The organism is Kitasatospora sp. NPDC032757, assembly GCF_055579305.1.
The window spans coordinates 129,147-146,576 of sequence record NZ_JBVINN010000012.1 but is presented as its reverse complement, the minus strand read 5'-3'; the positions used below and the strand labels follow the sequence as shown (position 1 = coordinate 146,576).

Below are 17,430 nucleotides of genomic sequence, written 5' to 3'. Positions count from 1 at the left end.
TGCAGTGATCCACTCGCGACCGGATACCCTGCCTGTATGGCCAAGCGGCGGCACTCAGGGACCAGGCCGCTAGATCGACCAGGGACAGAGGAGTGGTCTTCGTGACCGTCGTGGGACCCTTTGGGCTCAGCGTGCAGGACCGCGATCTGACCCGTGACGTCCAGGCCGGGATGGACGCGGTGGAGGCGGCGCTCATGGAGGCCGTCAAGAGCGACGTCCCCTTCATCACCGTCACCGCCAGCCACCTGATGGAAGCGGGCGGCAAGCGCTTCCGCCCCCTGCTGGTGATGCTCGCCGCCCAGTTCGGCGACGCCAACGCGCCCGGCGTGGTGCCGGCCGCCGTCGTCGTCGAGCTGACCCACCTCGCGACGCTGTACCACGACGACGTGATGGACGAGGCCCCCGTTCGCCGCGGCGCCCCCAGTGCCAACTCGCGCTGGGACAACTCGGTCGCCATCCTCACCGGTGACTTCCTCTTCTCCCGCGCCTCCCAGGTGCTCTCCGACCTCGGCCCCGATGCCGTCCGCGTACAGGCCGACGCCTTCGAGCGGCTGGTCACCGGTCAGATCCTGGAGACCGCCGGCCCCGGCCCGGACGACGACCCGCTGCGCCACTACCTGGACGTGCTGGCCGGCAAGACCGGCTCGCTGATCGCCGTCTCCTGCCGGATAGGAGCACTGCTGGCCGGTGCCGAGCCCTGGGTGACGGACATCCTCAGCGCCTACGGCGAGCGCATCGGCATCGCGTTCCAGCTGGCCGACGACGTGCTCGACATCGCCAGTGACGGCCACGAGTCCGGCAAGACTCCCGGGACCGACCTGCGCGAGGGCGTGCCGACCCTGCCCACCCTGCTGCTCCGGCAGATGCCGGTGGACGAGTCCGACCCGGCCGACCTGCGGCTGCGCGAGCTGATCGACGGCGACCTCGGCGACGACGAGCGGCACGCCGAGGCGCTGCGGCTGCTGCGCCGCCACCCGGCGCTGGAGCACGCCCGCCGGGAGACGCTGCGACACGCGGAGGAGGCCCGCGCGCTGCTCGACCCGCTGCCGGACGGCGCCGCCAAGGCGGCGCTGCAGGGCCTGTGCGACGCGGTGGCCATCCGCACCATGTGAGGCGGGCGGCCGGGGGCCGGGGTGCCGTCGCGCGCGGCGATCCGGCCTCGGCGCCCGGCGGTCCTCGGCCGTGCCTGGCGGCCCTCGGCCGTGCCGGGCGGTGTTCGGCCGTGCCGGGCGGTGCTCCGGTGCGGCCCGGTTGGTCCTCCGTCCCTGCCCGGTGGTGCCCGGTGGTGCAGCCCGGTGCGATTTATTGCCCGACGGCCTTACGAGTAGGGAAGACTGACACCCGTCAGCCCAGCCCGCAGCCGTACCAACCCGGAAGGCCACCATGCTTCGCGTCGTCATCGCCGAGGACTCCGTACTGCTGCGGGAGGGCCTGACCAGGCTGCTCACCGACCGGGGTCTGGAGGTCGTGGCGGGCGTCGGGGACGGCGAGGCGCTGCTGAAGGCCGTCCACGACCTGGCCGCCGACGGTGCGCTGCCCGACGTGGTGGTCGCCGACGTCCGGATGCCCCCCACCCACACCGACGAGGGCGTCCGCGCCTGCGTCACGCTCCGTGGTCTCTACCCGGAGCTGGGCGTGCTGGTGCTCTCGCAGTACGTGGAGGAGCGGTACGCCTCCGAGCTGCTGGCCGGCTCCACCCGGGGTGTGGGCTACCTGCTGAAGGACCGGGTCGCCGAGGTGCGCGAGTTCGTGGACGCGGTGGTCCGGGTCGCCGGGGGCGGCACCGCGCTGGACCCGGAGGTCGTGCAGCAGCTGCTCAGCCGCAGCCGCAAGAGTGACGTGCTGGCCGGGCTGACCCCGCGCGAGCGCGAGGTGCTCGGGCTGATGGCCGAGGGCCGGACCAACACCGCGGTGGCCAAGCAGCTGGTGGTCTCGGACGGCGCGGTGGAGAAGCACGTCAGCAACATCTTCCTCAAGCTGGGTCTGGCCCAGAGCCCGGAGGACCACCGCCGGGTGCTGGCGGTGCTCACCTACCTGAACTCCTAGCCCGCACTCCCGGGCCGGTACACCGGGGCCGGTATTCCCGGGCCGGCATTCCCCGGCCCGCACTCCTGTGCCGGTACGCCGGGGCCGGTATTCCCGGGCTCGCACGCCGTGCCGGCATTCCCCGGCCCGCACTCCCGTGCCGGTACTCCGGCCCGGTATGGGAGCGCGGATTCAAGGCGTTGTACCCAATGTGGCAGCGATTTGCCGCCGCATCCGGTAGTTCCGTCCAAGGCAATCCTTACCCGCATAGGATGCGAGAGGTGCACCAGGCGGACGGGGCACACGGCTCACGCCCGCGGCTGGTGCCCACGAGGAGGTCCGCGGCAGTGACCAGTCAGGTCGATCAGTCAGAAGCAGTGGACGGCTCGGACGGCGGTCAGGGCCGCTCCGGGACGGGTGAGGACCGTTCCGGTGTCGCCGCGCCGACGAGTCCGCAGCCCAGGCGCGCCAAGCCGATCCGCAGACTGGACCGGGTGATCATCCGGTTCGCCGGAGACTCCGGCGACGGGATGCAGCTCACCGGTGACCGATTCACCTCGGAGACGGCGTCCTTCGGAAACGACCTCTCCACCCTGCCCAACTTCCCGGCCGAGATCCGGGCCCCTGCCGGGACGCTGCCGGGTGTCTCGTCCTTCCAGCTGCACTTCGCCGACCACGACATCCTGACCCCGGGGGACGCGCCCAACGTCCTGGTGGCGATGAACCCGGCCGCCCTCAAGGCGAACCTGCCGGACCTGCCGCGCGGCGCGGAGATCATCGTCAACACCGACGAGTTCACCAAGCGCGCCCTGGCCAAGGTCGGCTACCCGGCCGACCCGCTGGCCGACGGCTCGCTGGAGGCGTTCCACCTGCACAAGGTGCCGCTGACCACGCTGACCCTGGAGGCGCTCAAGGAAAGCGGTCTGGCGCGCAAGGACGCCGAGCGGGCGAAGAACATGTTCGCCCTGGGCCTGCTCTCCTGGATGTACCACCGGCCCACCCGCGGCACCGAGTCCTTCCTGCGCACCAAGTTCGCCAAGAAGCCGCAGATCGCCGAGGCCAACATCAGCGCCTTCCGGGCGGGCTGGAACTTCGGCGAGACGACGGAGTCCTTCGCGGTCTCCTACGAGGTGTCGCCGGCGAAGCTGCCCCCGGGCCGCTATCGCAACATCTCCGGCAACCTGGCCCTGTCCTACGGCCTGATCGCCGCCGCCGAGCGCTCCGGGCTGCCGCTCTACCTCGGCTCGTACCCGATCACCCCGGCCTCGGACATCCTGCACGAGCTGAGCAGGCACAAGAACTTCGGCGTACGCACCTTCCAGGCCGAGGACGAGATCGCCGGCATCGGCGCGGCGCTGGGTGCGGCCTTCGGCGGCGCGCTCGGCGTGACGACCACCTCGGGCCCGGGCGTGGCGCTCAAGAGCGAGACCATCGGCCTGGCCGTCTCGCTCGAACTGCCGCTGCTGGTGGTCGACATCCAGCGCGGCGGCCCGTCCACCGGTCTGCCGACCAAGACCGAGCAGGCGGACCTCCTCCAGGCGATGTTCGGGCGCAACGGCGAGGCCCCGGTGCCGATCGTGGCCCCGGCCACCCCGGCCGAGTGCTTCGACGCGGCGCTGGAGGCGGCACGCATCGCGGTCACCTACCGGACGCCGGTGTTCCTGCTGTCGGACGGCTACCTGGCCAACGGCTCCGAGCCCTGGCGGATCCCGGAGGTCGACGAACTGCCCGCGATCGAACCGGACTTCGCGACCGGTCCGAACCGGGAGGACGGCGCGTTCTGGCCGTACCTGCGGGACCCGCAGACGCTGGCCCGCCCGTGGGCGGTCCCCGGTACGCCGGGCCTGGAGCACCGGATCGGCGGCATCGAGAAGCAGGACGGCACCGGCAACATCTCGTACGACCCGGCCAACCACGACTTCATGGTCCGCACCCGGCAGGCCAAGGTGGACGGGATCACCGTTCCTGCCATCGATGTCGACGATCCGTCCGGTGAGGCACGCGTGCTGGTGCTCGGCTGGGGCTCGACCTACGGGCCGATCACCGCCGCCGTCCGCCGGGTCCGCGCGGACGGCGGCCATGTCGCCCAGGCCCACCTGCGGAATTTGAATCCCTTCCCGGCCAATCTCGGCGCGGTGCTGAAGAGTTACGACAAGGTCATCGTCCCCGAGATGAACCTCGGGCAGCTGGCGCTGCTGCTGCGCGCCAAGTACCTGGTGGATGCGCAGTCCTACAACCAGGTGCGCGGACTACCGTTCAAGGCGGCGCAGTTGGCCGACGTGCTGTGGGCGGCGATCGGCAATCTGGACGAGTCGGCGAGCAACCCGGCGGCCGCACCGGCGAGCGAGGAGGACAACCGATGAGTGAGAAGTTCCCCTCGTTGAAGCTGGTCCCGAAGGACGACACGCCGCAGAGCGCCAAGGACTTCAAGACCGACCAGGAGGTGCGCTGGTGCCCGGGCTGCGGTGATTACGCGATCCTGGCGGCCGTGCAGGCCTTCATGCCGGAGCTGGGGATCAAGCGGGAGAACACCGTCTTCGTCTCCGGGATCGGCTGTTCGTCGCGGTTCCCGTACTACATGAACACCTATGGCGTGCACTCGATCCACGGCCGGGCGCCGGCCATCGCCACGGGGCTCGCGTCGTCCCGGCAGGACTTGAGCGTCTGGGTGGTGACGGGTGACGGTGATGCGCTCTCGATCGGTGGCAACCACCTGATCCACGCGCTGCGGCGTAACGTCAACCTGAAGATCCTGCTCTTCAACAACCGGATCTACGGCCTCACCAAGGGCCAGTACTCGCCGACCAGCGAGGTCGGCAAGATCACCAAGTCGACGCCGATGGGCTCGCTGGACGCCCCGTTCAACCCGCTCTCCCTGGCGATCGGCGCGGAGGCGTCGTTCGTCGCGCGGACCATCGACTCCGACCGCCAGCACCTCCAGTCGGTGCTGCGGGCGGCGGCGGAGCACGAGGGCACGGCGCTGGTGGAGATCTACCAGAACTGCAACATCTTCAACGACGGCGCCTTCGAGGTCCTGAAGGAGCCGAACACCCGGGACGAGGCGCTGATCCGCCTGGAGCACGGGCAGCCGATCCGGTTCGGCACGGACCGCTCCCAGGGCGTCTTCCGCAGCCCGGACGGCGAGCTGTTCGTCGACGCCGTCACCGCCGGCAACGAGGCCTCGGTGGTCGTCCACGACGCCCATGCCGCCGGCCCGGCCGGGGCGTTCGCCCTCTCCCGGATCGCCGACACGGACACGCTGCACCACACCCCGATCGGCGTGCTGCGGAGCGTGCAGCGCCCGGTGTACGACGAGCTGATGGCCTCCCAGCTCGCCACGGCGGTCGCCCACCACGGCCAGGGCGAGCTGGCCGCGCTGCTGGCCGGGAACGACACCTGGACCGTCGACTGAGGTCCGTACGACGACGGCGCCCCCATGGCCTGGGTCATGAGGGCGCCGTCGTTTGTGCTACTGGCCGGCCGCTACGGCCCTGTTGCTACTGCCCTTGGTCCTACTGCTGAACCCACTCGACCAGCTGGATCACGACCCCGTTCGGGTCGGTGACCTGGAACAGCTTCTCGCCCCACGGCTCCTCCAGCAGGGGCATGGTGATCTTCATGCCCTCCCCGCGGAGCCGCGCCTCCTCGCCCTCCAGATCGGTGACGTTGAAGGCGAGGATCAGCCCGGCCGCGTGCTGGTCCCGGAACCCCTCCGGCAGGACCTCGATCCCACGCCGCAGGAAGATCACGTTCATCCCGGAGTCCTCCCGCCCGAGCGAGACGAACCCGTCGGCCGCCATCTGCTCGGCGAACCCGAAGTGCTTCTGGAGGAACGCCGAGGAGGCGGCCTCGTCCTCGACGGTGAGCGAAACGGCGGCAGCGGTGATCTGCATGGATGAAGGCCCTCTCGTCGGCAAATATCCCGTACGCAGTACACTATACACAGTACGGAGAATTGCGCCAGGGGGATGCGCAGGGTTGTGTGCGGGGCTCCGTGTGGGCGCTGCGGCGATGCTTGCCCTAGAGCGGACTCCAACTCCTACTGTCCTTGGTGTGGCCGGCGGAGACGCGAATCCCGCGGCCGGAGTGCAGGACCACCCGCAACGAACAGCTGCCGTTCCGGCGGCGGAAACGGACCACTCATGAAGAACGCCGCTGCTGCTGCCCCCGCCGTCCCCGCCCCCGCCGCGACCCGCCAGGAGCGCTTCGACCACGGCATGGAGGTCCTGACCCGCGTCGACGGGGAGGGCGGGCAGAAGGTCATCGACGCACTGGCGGACATCTCGCCGGAGCTGGGCCACCAGGTCGTCGCCTGGGCCTTCGGAGACATCTACGACCGGCCCGGCCTGGCCCCCCGTGACCGGCAGCTGGTCACGCTCGGCATGCTCACCGCCCTCGGCGGCTGCGAACCGCAGCTGGACGTGCACATCAACGCCGCCCTCAACGTCGGCCTCGGCCCCGAGGAGATCGTCGAGGCGCTGCTGCACTCGGCCGTCTACTGCGGCATGCCCCGCGCCCTCAACGCCACGTTCGTCGCCAAGAAGGTCTTCGGCGAGCGCGGCCTGCTGCCCGTGGGCGCGCCGGCGCCGGCGCAGGGCTGAGCAGGGTGGGCCCCGGTCGCGGCGCGGCGTCAGCAGTCGCTGTCGCCCGCGTTGCGGCGGCGGGACGACTTCGCCACGGCCTTGAAGGCGACGAGGAGCCCATCGCGGACGACCCCCGCGAACAGCGCGGCGACCCGCAGCCGGTAGCTGCGGGCGTAGCGGGCCCGGAGGGAGCGGACTGCCCCTGCGTTGGGGCGGGGCGACGGGTGGCGGGACTCGTTCATGAGGGGGACGGTACCCCGGGGGTCCGGCCCGATGCCTCGCCGGGCCGCCGTCGCGGCCGGTACGGGTGCCGGGCCGGCGGAAGCCCGGCTCCGACACCCGCACCCTGCACCTGCTACTTCCAGGAGATGGCGCCCTTGCCGAGGGTGTAGGGGGAGCCCCAGTACTCGGCGCCCGTGACCTTGGTGGCCGTCGGGGCGAGCGCGACGGCGCAGCCCTGGGCGGTCTGGCCGTTGGTGAAGCCCTTCGGGAGCGAGGAGCTCGGGCACTTGGCGAAGCCGCCGATGATCATCAGCTCCTGGGCCTCGCTGCCGTCCGGCAGGAGGCCCTTGATGTGGTCCACGCTGGTGAAGGACAGGTCGGTGGTCCCCGCGTTGGTGATCGAGTAGTGGACGTAGTACGGGACGAGGCCCTTCACCTTGTCGCCGAGCTTGAGCGAGTCCAGGTCGGCCGGGTCGCCCGTCTCGATCGAGCTGACGGCGAGTGCGATGACGCCCTTGGTGCTGCCGGAGGTGAACTGCACCTGCGCGGGCTGGCCGATCTTGAAGGTCTGCCCCGGGGTGGCGTCCGTGCCGCCGCCGGCCGCGGGCGCGGGCGCGCTGGCGGTGGCGCCGGCCGGAGCGCTGCTGGACGGGCTCGCGGCGGCCGGGGTGGTCGGCGCGGCGGCGGGCGTGGTCGGGGCGGCCGCCGGGGTCGTCGGGGCGGCGGCCGGGGGCGGAGTGTGCGTGGCCGTGTCCGACGAGTTGTCGTCGTTGCAAGCGGTGAGGGTCAGCGCGCCTACTGCCGCGAGGCTGACGAGTGCCAGCGTGCTTCTACCGGCGCGGATGCTGCTCATGTGAAGTTCCCCCGTGTCCCGGACCGTCAGGCGGCGGTCCTGCTCTCATGTTGATAGCGCGGCGGAGGGGGAGGCCGCCACGGCTTTGGCGAGCTTTTGACTCGGACGTGACGTGACCGCGTCGGGGTTGTTGAGGAGCCGGTGCGGCCGCCGGAGTTTGCCGGGGCCGCGCGGGCGTGGACCTGCGTCGAGTCTCGGGCCCGTTGCGGGGGTGTCTCGGAGGCATCTCGCGCCGGGGTTTGGCGGGAGGCCGTGGCTACGGTGGTGGCCATGAGCGCGGGGGATGACTCGGTCCGGTCCGGGATACGGCGGGTGTTGCTGACGTTGCTCGGCCTGGTCGTGGCGGCGGCGGTGATCGTCCTCGCGGTGTTTGCCTGGGCTCTCTACGATCTGAACACCGTTCCCAAGGCGCCGGACGCGGCGGGACTGGCCCGCGCCGCCGACACGCGTGAGGCCCACGACCGGGCGGTGGCGTTCGCCGACGAGCACACGGCGCGGCTGAAGGCGGCGGCGCCCTGGGCGGAGGTCCTGGACAGCTCGGTCGCCGACCGCTGTCATGCGGAGGCCCGCAGCGAGACCTTCAGCAGCAAGCCGGCCTGGTCACCGGTGGTGTGCCGGAGGACGACGGTGCTGTACGCGGCGTTCGACGGCGAGATCGAGCAGCGGCTCGCCGACCTGGACCGGGCGGCAGAAGGGCTCGGTTGGAAGGTGCGATCCGACGGCAAGAACCTGGTGCAGCAGCTGCGGCACATGCACAGCCCGGGCGGCGATGCGACGGCCGAGCAGACGGCGGAGGCGCTGGCCCGGCCGAACACGGTCAGCGTCGACCACGTGCCCGGCGACGGGCGGAAGGGGATCACGCTGACGGTCGGAGTCGCGGACGGCAGGGGCATTCCGCTGGTGATGGGCAGTTGGGACGACCGGTCGTCCCTGAGCGGCCCGGACGCGAAGCCGTATCTGGACCGGGACTCCGAGCGGGTCGTGTACTTCGACTGGCGGCGCGTCGACGCCGAGGGGCTCAAAGCCAAGGCCTACGCGGGTCACCGCTACCTGATGGCGATCGGCGTGACCCAGACCTACGCCACCGGCTGCCCGGGCGCCACGTGCGACAGGGCCGTAGCGCCCTGGTGAGGGGGGCGGTGGCCGCCGAAGTGGCGGCCACCGCCCCGGCTCGGGCCGGTCAGACGAGGTGGTCGAACTCGCCGGCCTTGACCCCGAGGATGAAGGCGCGGAGCTTGGCGGCGGTGGTGGTCACGATGACGTCCGGGTCGTCGGACTCACGGACGTGGCCGAGGCCGCCAGCTCCGGAGGCGAGTTCAACACAGCTGCCGCCCTCGTTCGAGCCGCTGAACGATGACTTCTGCCAACGAAGTTCGGACATCGGGCGCGCCCTTCAGGTCTGGATCAAGTAGAGGAGATGTCGAATGAGTCCCCACGAGTCGCGGGAGGAGGAGAGTGTGGTCAGGGACTGATTTGTGTCGACGGAAGGCAGCGCAAGCTCGCTCAGTTGGTTGAACGTCGTTCGGTAACTCTCGATCGAGCGCCGGTCGCCAAGATACTCGGTGTGGCTTGGATGATCCACAATGACCGTGGAGAGGTCTGATGCTCCGGGATCGAGAAGCACGAACTGGCCCGTGTGGGGTGGCTTCTTCGCGGCAGTGAAGGACAAGACCTGAATGCTGACGTTGGGAAGCTCTGAAATATCGAGCAGATGCAGGAGCTGCTCCCTCATCACGGCATCGCCTGGGAATCGCAAGCGCAGTGCTGTCTCATGGATTACGAATCGGAATTCCCGATGGGGTAGATCGGTGAGGATTCGCTGTCGCTGGATCCGAAAATCGATCTCGGCTGCCACGTCCAACTTGCCGGCGATCCCGGCCCCAGCTCAAAACGCGCGCCCTGGGTGTGACGTCGGACCCAGGCGCCCCCAGTGATCAACTGCCCTGCCGCGTAGGCGAAGCCGTGTTGAGAGGCCTGGAGAAAGGCGCCCCTTAAGGGGTCGGTAACACAGTTTGAGCCTGCCCTATTTGGTTCCTATTAGCCCGCCGAGCCTATCACAAGGCCGGACGGGCTCTCTTTGGTTTTCCAAGAAAGCAGCTAGTGGGTTTCAGTTCCCCGCCCCCAAAGCTCTTCGGCATGTTCGGTGAATCGATCGAAAATCCCACCATCTTGGCACCTTCGGAGGTGCAGCATTGGAGAATCATGTCCAACCACCCGGGCAAGGTGCGGAGTCACGAGAGCATCATTGTCAAAGCGGAAGACCGACAGGCTGACATGGTTTGGCCCGTCGTCGGCGGCACTGAACCTGGCTTCGATTCCCTCCGCATCGGAAAGCTTTGCCAGGTTCTCCAACGTGATTCGAATGCGCGTTGAAACGGTCAGGGCGACATCTTCGACTAGTTCGCGCTGGCGCGTGGTTTCGGACTCCGGATTTCCCAGGAGGAATCGAACTCGACATCCGCCTTCGACTTTGCGTCGAAGAGTCCTTTGTAGTGCGGGTTGCTCCAACCAGACGAAATAGTTGGTGTATCCAGCCAGGAAGATTTCATCCGTAGCGCCGTCGATGAGCTGTCCCCAGACGGACCGTGGGCAGGCGGACCGGTAGGGATAAGTGGCGTGCACCTCCCGATCAGGTCCGGTCTTGAATGCAGCTCGAACTGCGTTGGGCCAAATCACCTGTTCATCAACCCCTAAGGCCGCACATGCGTCGATCTTGTTCTTCTGATGCGGGACTAGCGAAGCATCCGCGATCCAGCGTTCCACGGTCTTAGGTGTAACCCCGATCCGGGCCGCCAGTTGCCGGACCGTCAGGTTGGCTTCCGCCATAGCTTGCCGAAGCTCGGTGTTCAAGAGTGATCCCCCGGACGTTTGGGCGTTCTTGAACGCTACAGCCAACAAGGCCCTCCTGTCCTTGCCTTGGGGGCTGTCTTGGTCACCCCGGTTGACGATGCTCATCACGCAGAGCAACAGCGGAAGGAGAGGAGGCGTCCATGCGCTACACCCCCCGAGCGCACGAGCAGGTGCGTGACCGGCGGACCGGACGAGTCGGCGAATACATGGCGACGGAGGCCGGAAGGGTCTACCTGCGACCGCCCGGCGGTGGGCGTGAGTGGGCCGTCAATCCGGACCGGATCGAGCCCGTGGCGACCAACTCGGATCCACAGCCGGCGGACCCGGCGCTGTGAGGCTCTACCGGTTCGAGGCCGTCGTCCTGGTGGCGTTCGTCGTTGCCCTGGGCGCCACGCTGCTGACCGCAGTAGCCATACGTGGACAGCCGTACGGCTACCGCCTGGTGGTCGTCGTCCTTGCCGTGCAAACCGTTGTCGGCGCCGGAGTTGTCGTCTCCGGCGCTCTATTGAAAGGCGCAACCCAGACCTCAGGAAGGCCCGAAGACGTGAGTAGCGAAGACCCCGCTTGTGAGTGCGGCGAACCGGTTGCCGATCCTGCCGACGAGATGACCGACTTCAAGTGCTCGTGCGGTCGGTTCGGCATCGTGCTGCCGCTGTACTACCTGAAGGCGCACCCGGACGAGTCCGCCGTTCAGGTCGTCGGCCGGAAGCCGGTCCGACAGTCGGTGTCGGTGGCTGCGTGAACCCGTACGGGCGAACGGCGCGAGCCGGTCGGCTGCTGCGGCTCGTGGTCACTGATCCGGTCACGGGCGCTCAAGTCCTCTGGGGTGCGTACCTCCAATGGTGTTGGCCCGTAAAGCTGATCAGTCCATACCGGCGTGATCTCGCCTGCCGCATGAAGCTCCGTCGGCGACTCGATGAGAAGGCGACGAGCAAGCCGTTCTAGACCCCTGTCCCGGACGCGAAGAAGTCATGGGGAACCCGCGTTCAGACGGGCACCAACCCCAGCGTTGAACGTCCCCCTTCTCAGCGCTGGGCAGCTCCGGGCCCCGCAGCCCGTGCGCCCGATCCCGGCCAACCAGAAAGGCAAGCCGACGTGCCCCGCCTGAGACGGCAGCCAGCCGAACCGGAAGCGCCGTACCCGTACGACGCCGTTGAAAGCGCCGTCTACGTCCCGGAGTTCGATCCGGATGAGAGCGCGGCCGGTTGTGGCTGCCCTCTGCGGAAGCTGGGCGGGTGCGTCGAAGACCTTGCTCTCCCGTCGCTACAACAGTGGTACGTCCATACGGACGGCCGGGCGGGACTGTTCGTCGCACGGCGACGCGTGAAGGACTCGATCACCGGGTCGACCCGCGAGACGTTCGCCATGTTCCGGACCCCCACGGATGACGGCAAGTCGGTCTTCTGGGCGCTCAAGTGCGCTGAGACAGCAGCAACGGTCGAAAACCAATACGAGCGGAACCGCGTCGGACGCCCGCCGGCTACCGCGAGACTCCCGTTCCAGCCGGCTGCCCCTGTGGACAGCTAGTCGACTGAAACGGTCCCTCCAAGACTCCCGCCCCGGCCGGTTATCCCTGGCAGGCAGCCGACCGGAGCGGGCTCCGCAACACCGCACGACCCGGCCACCAATCGGTGCCCGGACTCCGCACGATGTGAGGAGACACCAGTATGACCACGCCCGAACGTCCGCCCGGCGACACCGGCCCCGTCGTCCGCAACCTGCTCGACCCCGCGCAGTTCGACGGGGCTGCCTTCACCGTCCTGGACAACAACCCCGGTATGGCCACGGGCACGGCCGAGCGCATCGTTACCGAAGCGCTCAAGTTCGTCGCCACCGCCCGCACGTTCCCCAACGCGCGGGTCACGCCGTCCAACGTCGTGGACGAGGGGTGGCACGCGCTCATCCTGCACACCCGCGTGTACGCCGAACTGTGCGACAAGATCGGCGGGTTCGTCCACCACTACCCGGAGCGGCCCGACCCGACACGTCACGACGCGGAGGCGCTCGCCCGGACCGTGGCTCTCATCGAAGAGGCCGGTTACACCCCGGACCACGAGTTGTGGACCGGCCCGACCCGCGCCCTGGTGTCCGTGGCCGCGAACTGCTCCCACACCCCGGTGCCCGGCGGGTGCGGACCGATCAACCCCGGCGGGTGCGCGTCGCACTGCAACGGGGGCGGAGGTGGAGGCGGCAGCGCCCGCTAACCTGGGCGCACCGAACTCCGAAAGGGCGGGAAACGTGGACGAGAAGGAAGCCCAGCAAGTGGCCAACACCCTTCGGCGGCTAGGCATTCGGGGAATCGTGTCCCCCGAAGATCTGGGCAATCCGGACGGACAATGGCGGGTGTACGACAGCAGTGACCCCGTCGCCCGGCGGGACATCACCGACGAAGTACGGACGGTCGTCAACGGTATGTCCCGTGAGACCGGTGGTCCGGCGCGGGGATTCGTCGTTCCCACCCCTCGCTGATCAGCGCCCCTCGAAACGGCCCCGTCCGGGTTCGCCTGGGCGGGGCTATTCCTTTGTGCGGTCCTTCACGTAGCTGCCGCGCCGGGGCACCGTGAAGGCGTACCCCTCGCGCCTGAGATAGGCGGCTGAAGCCTCGCCACAACACGTGGCGTTGCCGTGCGGGCATCGTTGTACAGGCCCTACGAACGGCGGGCCAGCAGGTGAGCGTCGAGGAAGCCCCGTTCGGAGGCCGGGTCGTGGAGCAGCCGGGCGAAGGGAACGAGCCCGGCGTCGGCCAGCAGTTCGGCGAGGCGGTCCACCGGCCAGCTGAAGGCAGGCGTCACCTTGTGGTCGAATCGGACCGGCTCCGGTCCGTCGGTCCCGAAGAAGGAGACCAGGAGCAGGCCGCCCGGTGCAAGGACGCGCACCTGCTCGGCGAGCAGCTCCGGCAGTTCCCCCGGCGGGGTGTGGATCATCGAGTAGTGGGCCAGTACGCCGCCGAGCGCGCCGTCCTCGACCGGCAGGGACTCCATCCGCGCCTCCTGGAAGCGCAGCGCCGGATGGGCCCGCCGGGCGTGGTCGACCATGCCCGGGGAGAGGTCGAGTCCGAAGGCGTCCAGGCCCAGTTCGTGCAGCATGGCCGTCAGATGTCCGGGCCCGCACCCGACGTCCGCTGCCCGCGGGTTGCCCGTTTCGCGCACCAGTTCGGCGAAGGTGCCGATCATGGCCCGGGCGAACGGCCGTCCCTCCAGCCCGTCCGCGAACAGTGATGCGTACAGCTCCACGACCCCGTCGTAGGCCGCCCTGGTCTCGTCCTGATGATCCGCCACGGGAAGCACTCTAAGGCCGGTCTGATGATCGGTCTTGTGGCAGGTCGAGGTGGGGTGACGGACGCGGCGTGGGAGCGGAGCCAGGCCCTCGGCCGCTCCCGGGGAGGACCGGCCACTCGCCTGCCTTGAGCGGTTCCGGGCGATCGCCCTGCGCTTCGGCAACCTCGCCGACCGCTACCGCGCGGCCGTTGGTCCGGGCCTACCTGATCCCCCGGCTCCGCGAACCAGCCAGATGATCATGTGTCAGGCAGTCCTAGTGCATCAGTACGAAGACGGCTCCGGCGACGACCGCGATGAGGACCGCGACGAGGAGGCCGAGCACCGTTGGCGAGATCCGGTCCCGGAACTGCTTCTGCGGCCGGATCCGAGCAGCCTCGTCCGTGCTCAGTTCCCACCAGTTGACGACGCGCTGGAAGTCGACGTCGAATTCGGAGTCGGGGTACATGTCGCTGTTCTGGAGCCCGGGGAGCGAGCGGCGCCGCCCGCTCGTGAGGAACATCCGGGCCGCCTGCGAGTCGCCGGTCTGGCTCTCGATCTTCCGCACGTCGATCCACTGGACCTCGTGCCACGGGTAGGTGCGGCCGCGCCCGAGGCCCCAGCAGATGGTTATTCCGGCTGGGCCGACCGAGGACCAGCTCCGGAACGTGACGCAGCCGAGGGGTATCAGGAGCAGAATCGTCCCGCCGATCAGCCAAGCGCCGGCCGTGGGACCCATCTTGACGACGGCCAAGGAGCCTTCGAGGCCGAAGATGACGAGCGTCATCAGGAGGTGCGACCAGGACGGACGGTACCGGTCCTTGGCCCGGAAGATCAGTTCGTTCACTTCGCGCACACTACGCCCTGGGCTGTCGCGCCGGGACGGCGGGGATGCTCACCGTCCGATCCCCAACAGGCCTGCGGGGCAACGTTCCAGTGCTCGCAGCGAGGCCGACCGCCGGCTACTGCATGACGTCGAGGTGCGGGTGGTCGAAGGACGTCGGGCAGAAGTAGAGCTGCAGGCTGTAGCCCCGGCCGATCTGCACCATGACCGGGTCGTCGATGTCGCGCCGGGCCTCCGCGTCTGCCGGCACGCCCTGCTCCTCCAGCGGCGCCCATGTCCCGTCCGAGTCGCCGGAGCTGATCGTCAGCAACGGTGTCATGGCGGCCCCGCACGCGCCGCAGGTCATCGCCCACGGATCGCGGAAGCTCCTCGGGCCCCACCCGCCGACCTTCCGCACCGAGCAAGAACGACGCGACGCCTACCCCGACTGGCTCCACACCTACAATCACCACCGCGGACACACCGCACTCGCAGGCAAACCATCCGCCAGCCGCGTCCCCAACCTCACGGGTCAGTACACCTAGGTCGTTCCCGGTGGCGAAGGACTCCTCGACGCTGAGGACGCCGAGGTCGACGTGCCCGCCGCCTCCGGTGGCGTACTGGCCGGGCGGGCACAGGGCCTGCAAGGCCTGCTGGCTCCGCGCCGGAACCGCGACCGGCCCGTTGAACACCTGGGTGTGCGGCGCCGTGGAACAGATCGCCGACGCCCGCAGCGTCGCGCCGACGTCCGATGCGCCGTCCACGGTGACGACCCAGGTCGGGCCGCTGGCGTAGGAGCTGATCAGCGGCAGCGGCAGCGGGTGGTGGTGGCGGGGAGGGCCCGGCTGCGCCCTCCGGCGTTCGGTCCCGCTGCCGGCGCTCACTCCGCTGCCGGTGCTCACTCCGCTGTCGGTGCCGCCGCTTCGGCGCGGCGACGCCGGGCGTAGGCGACGGTGAGCGCCGCTACGAGCGGGCCCCAGAGCAGCAGCGGCGCGTAGCAGGCGTCCATCACCAGGCCGGCGGTGCCCCGGGGAAAGTCGGGGTTGTCCAGAGGGCCGCCGGGGATCAGCGTGACCGCGGCGCAGAGCGCGGTCACGGCCGCAGCGCCCAGCCCGGCGGGGACGGTCGCCGCCGCCCGCGGGATGCGCCGGCCGCCCAGCCCCGGAACCCAGTGCGGGACCCGCTCGCCCCACGGCCGGACCAGGCCCAGCGTCAGGCAGGCCGCCGCCTGCGACGCGACCGACAGCACCAGCACGTAAACCATGATCGCCGGACCGGTGTACAGCTCGCCGAGCCTGCCGGTGAAGCCGACGTCGGCCCCGAAGCCCAACGCCAGCCGCCACACGCACGAGGGGACCGTGCACAGCACGGTGGCCCACGCCGTCCACACGGCCCAGCGGGGCGCGGCGGCTGCGGTCGTGTTCGACAGGTGGCGGCGGGACATCGTGAACTCCTGCGGTGGGAACGGGGTTTACCGACCCCTCGACGATCGCGCAGCGGACGACCGGATCCATCGTCTGCACCGGCGGACCGTCTCCCCCCGCCGAGGGAGCGTCGGGCCGGGGTGCGCCCCCGGAGGAGGAGACGGGACCCTGACCCGAGGCCCGAGGCCCGAGGAGGTGATCCCCGGATGGTGGCTGTCAGGGGGGTGTGCCAGAGTCTGCGTGTGCTTGAGATCGTGGTCGAGACGGAGAACAGGGAGCGGCATGTCCGCTTGTCCGCGGAGGAGTTGGCCGGGCTGGTCCGCCGGATCGGCGGCGACGGTGACCGGTTCCTGGTGATCCAGCGGGTTCCCGACCTGCCCGACGTCTTCGCGCAGGTCTGGCACGAGTCCGGCGGGGAGTACACGCTGGAGTACCGCGACGGCTCCTCCGACCGGCACTTCCGGACGCCGGCCGACGGTCCCGAGGTCGTGGTCGCGGTGCTGACCGGCTGGGCCCGGCAGGAGGCCGGTTGGGATTCCGGTCCGGTCTGGTCGCTGCTCGACCTGGGCCCCACGCGCGAGGTGCCGGCGCTCGACCTGGACGAGGACGACCGCAGGCAGTTGGAGAAGCGTGTCCGCGAGGTGCTGGCCGGCGGCTACGCCTCCCGCGCCGAACTGGCCGAGCTCGCCGAGGACTACCTGGTCACCAAGGACCGCCGGCCCGTCTCGCGCGAGCAGGCGCAGGTGCTGGCCGACCGGCTGTGGCTGGAGCGCGTCGCGGAGCAGGCGCAGTGGCAGGGCGAGACCGACCCGGAGCGGCTCACCCGTGTGTTCGCCGCCCTGCAGGAGACCGGCATCACCGCCCGCGAGAACTTCACCTGCTGCCGCAGCTGCGGGCAGTCCGAGATCGGCGGCGAAGGCGGGCCGGACGCCCGCGGCTTCGTCTACTTCCACACCCAGTGCACGGACGCCGCCGCGGCCGGCCACGGCCTGACGCTGCTCTACGGCGGCTTCGACGGCTCGTCCGAGACCACCGCGGCCATCGGCCACGAGGTGGTGGCCGCCCTCGAAGCGGGCGGCTTCCACACCGAGTGGGACGGCGACCCGGGTCAGGCCGTCACCGTCACCCCCCTGGACTGGCGCCGCCGCCTGGTCGGCTAGAGCTCACGCACGGCCTTCCTTCTTCAGCAGGCTTCAGCGGCCGTCCAGCCCCGGCAGCGTGTCCTGCTCGACCTCGTGGCGGGCGACGCGCTCCGCCGGGTCCCGGCACTCCGGGCCGAGGCGCAGCATCCGGGACTCGGGGTCGTGCAGCGGCCGGTGGCAGCGGCGGCAGGTGACCCGGGGGCGGAGGACCTCCGGGGCGTCCGTGCCGGGGAGGGGGTCGGGGGCGGTCATGG

Annotated in this window: 22 protein-coding genes and 1 pseudogene; 12 read left to right on the top strand and 11 right to left on the bottom strand. The window is 69.9% G+C overall.

The window, feature by feature from the left end:
* Positions 1–101: 101 nt before the first annotated feature.
* The 4 genes from ACZ5WK_RS16870 to ACZ5WK_RS16855 all read left to right on the top strand — a co-directional run bounded on the left by ACZ5WK_RS16870 (position 102) and on the right by ACZ5WK_RS16855 (position 5,437).
* Complete coding sequence (locus ACZ5WK_RS16870) at positions 102–1,112, top strand: polyprenyl synthetase family protein (RefSeq protein ID WP_465548182.1); 1,011 nt, start codon at positions 102–104, stop codon at positions 1,110–1,112.
* 271 nt (positions 1,113–1,383) lie between these two features.
* A complete protein-coding gene (locus ACZ5WK_RS16865; protein WP_396324531.1) occupies positions 1,384–2,046 on the top strand; it encodes a LuxR C-terminal-related transcriptional regulator in 663 nt (220 codons plus the stop codon).
* 326 nt (positions 2,047–2,372) lie between these two features.
* On the top strand, positions 2,373–4,388 hold the full coding sequence (locus ACZ5WK_RS16860; RefSeq protein WP_465548181.1) for a 2-oxoacid:acceptor oxidoreductase subunit alpha: 2,016 nt from the start codon (positions 2,373–2,375) through the stop codon (positions 4,386–4,388).
* Complete coding sequence (locus ACZ5WK_RS16855) at positions 4,385–5,437, top strand: 2-oxoacid:ferredoxin oxidoreductase subunit beta (protein ID WP_465548180.1); 1,053 nt, start codon at positions 4,385–4,387, stop codon at positions 5,435–5,437. The genes ACZ5WK_RS16860 and ACZ5WK_RS16855 overlap by 4 nt, the downstream gene beginning before the upstream one ends.
* 100 nt (positions 5,438–5,537) lie before the next feature.
* Here ACZ5WK_RS16855 and ACZ5WK_RS16850 read toward each other — a convergent pair whose 3' ends face one another.
* Positions 5,538–5,918 (bottom strand): VOC family protein, encoded by a 381-nt coding sequence (locus tag ACZ5WK_RS16850; RefSeq protein ID WP_465548179.1) that lies wholly within the window; start codon positions 5,916–5,918, stop codon positions 5,538–5,540.
* Between the two features lie 324 nt (positions 5,919–6,242).
* Here ACZ5WK_RS16850 and ACZ5WK_RS16845 point away from each other — a divergent pair, with 324 nt between their 5' ends.
* Positions 6,243–6,626 carry a carboxymuconolactone decarboxylase family protein gene (locus ACZ5WK_RS16845; RefSeq protein ID WP_465548212.1) on the top strand — a complete coding sequence of 128 codons (384 nt, stop codon included), beginning with the start codon at positions 6,243–6,245 and terminating at the stop codon, positions 6,624–6,626.
* 29 nt (positions 6,627–6,655) lie between these two features.
* On the opposite strand, the gene ACZ5WK_RS16840 is transcribed toward ACZ5WK_RS16845, so the two are convergent.
* Both ACZ5WK_RS16840 and ACZ5WK_RS16835 read right to left on the bottom strand, forming a co-directional pair.
* Positions 6,656–6,850: a hypothetical protein gene (locus ACZ5WK_RS16840; protein WP_465548178.1), complete on the bottom strand. Its 195-nt coding sequence runs from the start codon at positions 6,848–6,850 to the stop codon at positions 6,656–6,658.
* 113 nt (positions 6,851–6,963) lie between these two features.
* On the bottom strand, positions 6,964–7,683 hold the full coding sequence (locus ACZ5WK_RS16835) for a hypothetical protein (protein ID WP_465548177.1): 720 nt from the start codon (positions 7,681–7,683) through the stop codon (positions 6,964–6,966).
* 270 nt (positions 7,684–7,953) lie between these two features.
* Between ACZ5WK_RS16835 and ACZ5WK_RS16830 the strand changes: the two genes are divergently transcribed.
* On the top strand, positions 7,954–8,814 hold the full coding sequence (locus ACZ5WK_RS16830; RefSeq protein WP_465548176.1) for a hypothetical protein: 861 nt from the start codon (positions 7,954–7,956) through the stop codon (positions 8,812–8,814).
* Between the two features lie 49 nt (positions 8,815–8,863).
* On the opposite strand, the gene ACZ5WK_RS16825 is transcribed toward ACZ5WK_RS16830, so the two are convergent.
* The 3 genes from ACZ5WK_RS16825 to ACZ5WK_RS16815 all read right to left on the bottom strand — a co-directional run bounded on the left by ACZ5WK_RS16825 (position 8,864) and on the right by ACZ5WK_RS16815 (position 10,638).
* Entirely contained in the window at positions 8,864–9,064 is a 201-nt protein-coding gene (locus ACZ5WK_RS16825; RefSeq protein ID WP_465548175.1) for a DUF397 domain-containing protein, read from the bottom strand.
* Positions 9,065–9,076: 12 nt separating this feature from the next.
* Positions 9,077–9,538 (bottom strand): DUF5753 domain-containing protein, encoded by a 462-nt coding sequence (locus ACZ5WK_RS16820; RefSeq protein WP_465548174.1) that lies wholly within the window; start codon positions 9,536–9,538, stop codon positions 9,077–9,079.
* 242 nt (positions 9,539–9,780) lie between these two features.
* The gene (locus ACZ5WK_RS16815; RefSeq protein ID WP_465548173.1) at positions 9,781–10,638 is read right to left on the bottom strand and encodes a DUF5919 domain-containing protein; all 858 of its coding nucleotides are present in this window, start codon (positions 10,636–10,638) and stop codon (positions 9,781–9,783) included.
* 35 nt (positions 10,639–10,673) lie between these two features.
* Between ACZ5WK_RS16815 and ACZ5WK_RS16810 the strand changes: the two genes are divergently transcribed.
* From ACZ5WK_RS16810 to ACZ5WK_RS16795, 4 genes are all read left to right on the top strand, one after another.
* Positions 10,674–10,868: a hypothetical protein gene (locus tag ACZ5WK_RS16810; RefSeq protein WP_465548172.1), complete on the top strand. Its 195-nt coding sequence runs from the start codon at positions 10,674–10,676 to the stop codon at positions 10,866–10,868.
* The gene (locus ACZ5WK_RS16805; protein WP_465548171.1) at positions 10,865–11,275 is read left to right on the top strand and encodes a hypothetical protein; all 411 of its coding nucleotides are present in this window, start codon (positions 10,865–10,867) and stop codon (positions 11,273–11,275) included. The genes ACZ5WK_RS16810 and ACZ5WK_RS16805 overlap by 4 nt, the downstream gene beginning before the upstream one ends.
* 925 nt (positions 11,276–12,200) lie before the next feature.
* A complete protein-coding gene (locus ACZ5WK_RS16800) occupies positions 12,201–12,737 on the top strand; it encodes a glycine-rich domain-containing protein (protein WP_465548170.1) in 537 nt (178 codons plus the stop codon).
* Positions 12,738–12,771: 34 nt separating this feature from the next.
* Entirely contained in the window at positions 12,772–13,002 is a 231-nt protein-coding gene (locus ACZ5WK_RS16795; protein ID WP_465548169.1) for a hypothetical protein, read from the top strand.
* A 179-nt stretch (positions 13,003–13,181) separates the two neighbouring features.
* Here the strand turns inward: ACZ5WK_RS16795 and ACZ5WK_RS16790 are convergent, their stop codons facing one another.
* The 3 genes from ACZ5WK_RS16790 to ACZ5WK_RS16780 form a co-directional block, all read right to left on the bottom strand.
* A complete protein-coding gene (locus tag ACZ5WK_RS16790; protein WP_465548168.1) occupies positions 13,182–13,811 on the bottom strand; it encodes a class I SAM-dependent methyltransferase in 630 nt (209 codons plus the stop codon).
* A gap of 253 nt (positions 13,812–14,064) precedes the next feature.
* The gene (locus tag ACZ5WK_RS16785; protein ID WP_465548167.1) at positions 14,065–14,634 is read right to left on the bottom strand and encodes a hypothetical protein; all 570 of its coding nucleotides are present in this window, start codon (positions 14,632–14,634) and stop codon (positions 14,065–14,067) included.
* 115 nt (positions 14,635–14,749) lie between these two features.
* Positions 14,750–14,950, bottom strand: a complete 201-nt coding sequence (locus tag ACZ5WK_RS16780; RefSeq protein ID WP_465548166.1) for a hypothetical protein — start codon at positions 14,948–14,950, stop codon at positions 14,750–14,752.
* A gap of 103 nt (positions 14,951–15,053) precedes the next feature.
* Here ACZ5WK_RS16780 and ACZ5WK_RS16775 point away from each other — a divergent pair.
* A pseudogene (locus ACZ5WK_RS16775) lies at positions 15,054–15,155 on the top strand (IS481 family transposase); the annotation flags it as partial.
* A gap of 353 nt (positions 15,156–15,508) precedes the next feature.
* On the opposite strand, the gene ACZ5WK_RS16770 reads toward ACZ5WK_RS16775, so the two are convergent.
* A complete protein-coding gene (locus ACZ5WK_RS16770; RefSeq protein ID WP_465548165.1) occupies positions 15,509–16,054 on the bottom strand; it encodes a hypothetical protein in 546 nt (181 codons plus the stop codon).
* 222 nt (positions 16,055–16,276) lie between these two features.
* Here ACZ5WK_RS16770 and ACZ5WK_RS16765 point away from each other — a divergent pair, with 222 nt between their 5' ends.
* Positions 16,277–17,194 carry a DUF6891 domain-containing protein gene (locus ACZ5WK_RS16765; RefSeq protein WP_465548164.1) on the top strand — a complete coding sequence of 306 codons (918 nt, stop codon included), beginning with the start codon at positions 16,277–16,279 and terminating at the stop codon, positions 17,192–17,194.
* 33 nt (positions 17,195–17,227) lie between these two features.
* On the opposite strand, the gene ACZ5WK_RS16760 is transcribed toward ACZ5WK_RS16765, so the two are convergent.
* On the bottom strand, positions 17,228–17,428 hold the full coding sequence (locus ACZ5WK_RS16760) for a DUF6011 domain-containing protein (protein ID WP_465548163.1): 201 nt from the start codon (positions 17,426–17,428) through the stop codon (positions 17,228–17,230).
* Between the last annotated feature and the right edge of the window lie 2 nt (positions 17,429–17,430).